This window comes from Candidatus Latescibacterota bacterium, from assembly GCA_019038625.1.
Taxonomy (GTDB): domain Bacteria; phylum Krumholzibacteriota; class Krumholzibacteriia; order Krumholzibacteriales; family Krumholzibacteriaceae; genus JAGLYV01.
Genome location: JAHOYU010000027.1, coordinates 1 through 5,730 on the forward strand (window position 1 = coordinate 1; position 5,730 = coordinate 5,730).

The 5,730-nt window shown below is 51.3% G+C and carries 9 protein-coding genes; all 9 read right to left on the reverse strand.

From position 1 onward, the window contains the following. Positions 1 to 248: 248 nt before the first annotated feature. The 9 genes from KOO63_01825 to KOO63_01865 all read right to left on the reverse strand — a co-directional run bounded on the left by KOO63_01825 (position 249) and on the right by KOO63_01865 (position 5,651). On the reverse strand, positions 249 to 857 hold the full coding sequence (locus tag KOO63_01825; protein MBU8920574.1) for a hypothetical protein: 609 nt from the start codon (positions 855 to 857) through the stop codon (positions 249 to 251). A 159-nt stretch (positions 858 to 1,016) separates the two neighbouring features. Next, a complete protein-coding gene (locus KOO63_01830; GenBank protein MBU8920575.1) occupies positions 1,017 to 1,271 on the reverse strand; it encodes a hypothetical protein in 255 nt (84 codons plus the stop codon). 57 nt (positions 1,272 to 1,328) lie between these two features. Further along, positions 1,329 to 1,724, reverse strand: coding sequence for a hypothetical protein (locus tag KOO63_01835; GenBank protein MBU8920576.1), 396 nt, complete (start codon positions 1,722 to 1,724; stop codon positions 1,329 to 1,331). 25 nt (positions 1,725 to 1,749) lie between these two features. After that, positions 1,750 to 1,887 (reverse strand): hypothetical protein, encoded by a 138-nt coding sequence (locus KOO63_01840; GenBank protein ID MBU8920577.1) that lies wholly within the window; start codon positions 1,885 to 1,887, stop codon positions 1,750 to 1,752. Positions 1,888 to 2,516: 629 nt separating this feature from the next. Then, positions 2,517 to 3,485, reverse strand: coding sequence for a hypothetical protein (locus KOO63_01845; protein ID MBU8920578.1), 969 nt, complete (start codon positions 3,483 to 3,485; stop codon positions 2,517 to 2,519). Positions 3,486 to 3,533: 48 nt separating this feature from the next. Beyond that, entirely contained in the window at positions 3,534 to 3,899 is a 366-nt protein-coding gene (locus KOO63_01850; protein ID MBU8920579.1) for a DUF2513 domain-containing protein, read from the reverse strand. 286 nt (positions 3,900 to 4,185) lie between these two features. After that, positions 4,186 to 4,674, reverse strand: a complete 489-nt coding sequence (locus tag KOO63_01855) for a hypothetical protein (GenBank protein ID MBU8920580.1) — start codon at positions 4,672 to 4,674, stop codon at positions 4,186 to 4,188. Positions 4,675 to 4,994: 320 nt separating this feature from the next. Further along, positions 4,995 to 5,405 (reverse strand): hypothetical protein, encoded by a 411-nt coding sequence (locus KOO63_01860; GenBank protein ID MBU8920581.1) that lies wholly within the window; start codon positions 5,403 to 5,405, stop codon positions 4,995 to 4,997. Positions 5,406 to 5,420: 15 nt separating this feature from the next. Then, on the reverse strand, positions 5,421 to 5,651 hold the full coding sequence (locus tag KOO63_01865; GenBank protein MBU8920582.1) for a hypothetical protein: 231 nt from the start codon (positions 5,649 to 5,651) through the stop codon (positions 5,421 to 5,423). Positions 5,652 to 5,730 lie beyond the last annotated feature (79 nt).

Below are 5,730 nucleotides of genomic sequence, written 5' to 3' on the forward strand. Positions count from 1 at the left end.
CCTTCCGCTTGCCCGATGGTGTGATCTCGATCCCGTCGGAATATACGCTCATTGCACGATGCAGCATTGCAATAGTATCAGCTCCCGCGCGACGTGTTTCCGATACAACGCCACAAACTTCACCCGAAAAACGATCCCAGCTAGACACTTTTTTGCCTCCGTAGTCGTGCTAGACATTATGCCTTTCCCCAATAGCGGCTGACCCCGGTTGACAAGGGGAGTCCTCGTAAGTGTTAGAATGTTCACCGCTAACGAATTCCGTTTTCTATTTCTTCAAGCAGTTCCTTCAATCGAAGCGAAGTCGCTTTTTGTCGAGCAGCAGCCCCGATTGGCTCTTGATAGGGCCTACCTTGTTCCGCAGCTCGTAAAATACTTTGTTCATCAGGCTTAGGGTTGTCTAAGAGCTCGACTAGGCGAACCAATTCCGCCTTATTCTCACGAGAAATCACGTACGGCCCAAGAGCCGACTTAATTCCAACAAATGCCGTTTCCTTGCGAAACAACAGCCAAAGTGCTGTTGCACCATGAAAGTCGTCCAGCTGAGGTTCAGCACCACACACGACACTTGTCTTGCTGCCTTTCTGGGGAAACCACTCAGCAGCTTTCCACTTAATCGTAAGGCTGTCGCCGGGAACGGCGTTACCCGAAAACACTTCTTCCACTAGCAAAATGCTCTCTCGCTCAGGGACCGAACGGTTGTAGGAATTCGGTCCCACAATTCGCCCAATCAACACATAGTCGACCATTCCAATATAGTCCCGAAAACAGTACCGATCTTCGATAGTGAAGGAATTGGCAACTGCCGGTATAACCACAGCGGCAAAGAGCCTCAACAGTACCGAAAGCTTCCTCTGCATGTTCACCCAACCTTGATATCAACTTGGCTTCATCGGCAACCCCACCTAGCGCGGCAACGCCATGGGCGAGGGGTGGGGTGGCAGGTGCAAGCTCTTGTTAGGTTGCGTTTACGCCCAACACCGGGCACATTCTCGACCAACTGTTCCTTCGAGACTATGTCACTTCTTTTTCTTCGGCGGTTTCTGTGCCAATGCGCTTCCTGCCGCAGATTTCGAGGTCTTGCTTGTTCTTCCGTCTCGGAGAGTCTTTGATGCGGAGGATGCGGCCTTAGACGACGTTTGTTTCTTCGGCGCCTTCGTCTGAGAGAGTGCACTTCCGGCCGCTGATTTCGACTTTTTGCCCGTAGACTTGTTAGTCATGGTTTTAGAGGCGCTACTCGCTGCTTTCTTACCGGTTACCTTCTTTTTCGTCATGGGATTTACCTCCGCGATATGAAAACGCAACATAATACAGGACTACTTGGACATTTTCTATTGACGCCACCCGGCGATTAGAAACTTGATCAAGACGTAAAAGCCAGGCACAATTACGATTGTCTTCGCCCAAAATAACACGTTTGTCGGCCAATTAAGCCACAATGGAGCTAGAAATTCAGTTTCCTTGTCGACGTTGCTACGAGTCTCTTTGTACCGATGATAGGTTCCCCAAATGACTGTACCGGCAACATAGTGCAATAAATCGAGCGCCAATGAAATTGCGAATAGAGCCGCGGGAAGATACAGGTCTCCAACTACCTCAAATCCCTTACTTTCTGGCACGCGGAACACCCAAATAATGCCAATTCCTGCGAGTGCTAGCGACCTCACCGCTTCGCTTACTTTTCCGGTGTTATAGTAGTAAGACTCAAGTGCATTTTCGAGTTTCATGCGCCAACCCCAATTCTGTCGGCCACTAACTTTTCTTCTTTGGACCTGTGCTATTTGTTCCTGATTTCCTCTCGCTAGCTGTGGTCGTTTTCCGTGTAGTTACTTTCTTTGTTATCTTCTTCGTCACGGCCTTTTTGCCGCTATTCTTTTTAGCTGCTGCCATACGAGTACTCCATTCTTTGAAGCGGACAGTGCGCCTCACCTATTACGAAGCGAAGACAGTCGTATGTGTCTGGATCCTTGCCCCCGCTTGAACGGCGTCTTCGTGCAGTTCCAACACCTCGAGCCCATACCGCTTCTTGTTGTTGCCCCGTGTATAGAAAGCAGCAACCCATTCGTCTGCCTCAGCCCTTGTTTGAAACCGGAGTTGCTTACCCAGCTCACACAGCCTACTCCGCTTCCCGATAAACAAGCTGGGGCCGAGGCGCTCTGCTATGTGCCTATACGTCTCGGGACAACGGACAACCGCGAGACTGAAGAAAGTCTGCCCTGACATTCGCTCTAACGCTCCTCGTGGTTCGTTTCATTGTGTATCTAACGTTGGCTTCACCTGCAAAGACGTTTGGCGCAGCATCAATACAATGCAGCGCAACCGGTTTCGAATGCAGGAAAAATATATTGGGCGAGGTGGGGATTGTATCATTTGGGAATTTGAAAGTCAATCGTCAGGTCAATTGCTCGATCTAGTTACACGATCTGGCTCACCCTCGCCCTCGACACTGGGCATTGGCGTGGAGCGTCGGCCGAGGGCGCAGACTACGTGGGGAGTGGTGCAGGATGCTGGAGAATGGCTCATTCGCCTTTCACGGTATCGGCGTCAATTCTAAACAAACAATGTTCAACCAAATCGTCGCAGAACTCCTCCCAGACTCCTTTCTCGACTCTCCGTTCAGCATATTGACAGGCCATTGACAAAAAGCACTTGAGCGTGACCTCAAGGCTGGGAACAAGTTTTGCAATCCAAGTCGAGCGGTCCTGTCCATAGGACAGATAGATTGAGTCGCGATAATTCGCCTTACCTCTATACCGAATAGCTTGGTCTATGAAGTTGGTTTGTTTGCCGGACAGTCGTTTGTCGCGAAATTCTTTTGCGATGGACTTCCGGAAATCCGCACATCCAAGTTTATTGAAATCGTTACTCGCCTTGATTATTTCTTCGTGTTTCTCCCTGGATCGATTCGCGGTTCCCTTCAAATATGAGATCGCCCCACCAAATGAAGTGACATCATCTTCGGGAAAGTTGTTTAAGCTAAACTCGTTTCCATTCTTTAGCATATCTATTTCTGACTCATAACCTTTTTTCACGAGCGTGGTGGTGGAATAGCAAAACGGCTCAACGACTGCTCCCCGATTTACCAATTGGTTGCCCCAAGCTCGTGCCGTTTTCGCATGGCTTTCCTGGCGCTCTCCTTGGGCAGCAGCAATCATGGCACTGGCAGAATGATATACACCATAATACCATGCTATTGTTGCTGAGCGGACCAAGTCAATGTAGCAGTTGGGATTTTCACGAATTCTTGTAAGTGCCGACAAATTGTGCAGAGCCATCAATACCGCATCAAAGACCAGATTATCTGCTGATGGGTTTACCGGCCGCCTATTCTGTTTCAAATAGAAACTCTTCAGTGCATGAGTTTCAAATTGTCCCTTGTCACACAAGTGACTAAGCGCGATCGGCCAGCGTATCGAATTTCGCAGTGCGTACTCTGGATGCCAATCTTTTCGCTCAGCCTTAAACCTCTGATAAAGCCAATGCGACATACAGTGTCTCCCCTATCAATGCGGACCCAGGGTGTCCAATATGCTCGGTCACCCCATTCCCAGTCTTTCCAGAATGATCTGTTGCAGAACTTGCTTGGCGATCTCAAAAGTGAAGCCGCCAGCTCTCGCCATTCTCTCTCTCGCTTTTTCCCAGTTGCCGTCATCTCTGGCCGAGTCTAGAAACTCGTGGCCGCTCCAGGTGAGCCTGACTAAGTTCAAGTTCTGCGGATTGCGACCGTCTCGCTGTTGTCCATATATGAGCGATGCGTCCAATAGGATGAGAAGGTGTCCCTGAATTTCGCGTAGTGAGCGGTCGTCGATGCTGATTGAATTACCATTTCTGACCAGGCCATCACCGTCGTTCTCTTCTATGTAGGTAAGCAGCATCCTGACTAGGTCCATGTCGCGCTTCATCAATTCTCCCTTCGTCCTGGCCGGGGGACACGGCGTGTCCTGAGCGGGACCCGGCCGGTTTATCTTCGAGGGCCCGCTATCCGCCGCTTCTTCTCGCCGGCCTGGTCGGTGGCGGCGGCGGTGGCCAGGGCCGTTCAGGGCTGATTTTGCGTTCTTCAGTTAGCGGACCTCGGCCTGGCACCGGTCGCGGTGGGGTCGGCCGGGGCAGTTCCGGCCGCGGCGGAGTCGGCTGCGGTGTATTCGGATTTCTTCGGTCAGTCATGCTTCGTCCTTTCAATCTTGGGCTCTAGAACCCACGCGATTTTCGAAGCTCGTCTTCGCACTGTCGCGCAATTGATTTGTTTTTGCCGAGCGAATCCTCGAGTTCGACTAAATGCACTTCCTTCTCTGAAATTCTTTCGTAGCTGGCTCTGGCCTCATTCGCTGGCAGCTCATCAACGTGCGACCACAGTAGTTCGTAGTCCCTTTTCACCGCGAACCAACCGACAGAAGCTGCACGTGCTTTTTTCAGTGAATCTGCTGGATTCACGATCGGCAGAGCCAATGAAACCACTGCGGCAAAGCCGCTTACACTTTTCCATATCCAGTCGAACCCTTGCGCCCCCCATAACGCCCAGCCAGAAACAACAGTGGAACTGGCGAATGCCATGAATATTTTCGCCCACCGATCTTGTGCCTGAAATCTCCGGCCAAGACGCGAAAAATACCGGTAGTTTAGATCAGCACTGAGCAACGACTCCCAAATCAGTGCACGAATTTTCGAATTATCGCCCATGCTGACTCCTTGGTTCAGCCCTCTTGCAGACGGCCGTATCGATCATACATCAGTGGGAAGAGTTCTTCAAAGCGATCTGCCTCGAACAGGGGCAAGTGCTGCTACCATCTTCATCATTTCTCCTCGACGGAGGTGGATGACCCCAACGGGGCGCAAACGGTTTTGAATGGTGGAAAAAATATATTGGGCGAAGTGGATGGAGGATATCATTTAGGAGGTTGAGTGTCAATCGACGGTTCGAAGCGGGATCCAGCTAAACGACCTGACTCACCCTCGCTCTCGACACCTGGCAGGGCGGAATCACTTAGAGGGAAAAACGATCAGATTGGCTGGCTGTCGTCATGCAGTGCTTTCTTGAAGAACCATGAAATCATCCGCAGGTTTTCCCACTGCTCGGGCTGCTCTTCCCAGAACGTATACTCTGCCGAGTTGAATCCACGCGTGATCTTGATGGCAACGGTGGTGCCATCTAGGCCCATGGCGAATGGCGGGCAAAGGGGAACCGGTGCCAGTTCCAATTGAGCGATCAGTTCCTGGGCCTTCGTGGGGTCCACTCGCCACTCCTCGGTTTCCGGGATGTCGTCCGACCGGTAGCAGCGAAACTGGGTGTTGTCCCGGCGAGCTATGAATACCGTTTCCCCATTCTCATCGATTTCCTCGGTGCAGGAGAAATGCTTGATCCCGTCGAATGCGTCGCAGATGGTCATCTCGACTATGAAGGTCTTGCTCATTTAGCACCGTCCTGGCTAGTCGAAGAGCTGGCTGATTCTTGCCCGAGAAACACAACACATCCTGGCGACCTCGGCAAGAGAATCTGCTTGGCCGGTATCGATCAACTCGTCGATGTGCTGGCTCATCGCAATGTACCACAACTTCCGTTCGGCCCGGGAATACGGGGGATCCCGGCGTGTGATTTTTGCTGTCCGCTTCCGCTGAACAGGACTACCCTTCCAATCGACTTCTAATTCGACTCTCATACCATTCCCTCCTTCGCAACTTCACCTGTGCCTACCCAAAACTCGATCGCTCAAGAAATTGCACAACAAGCAGGTTGAT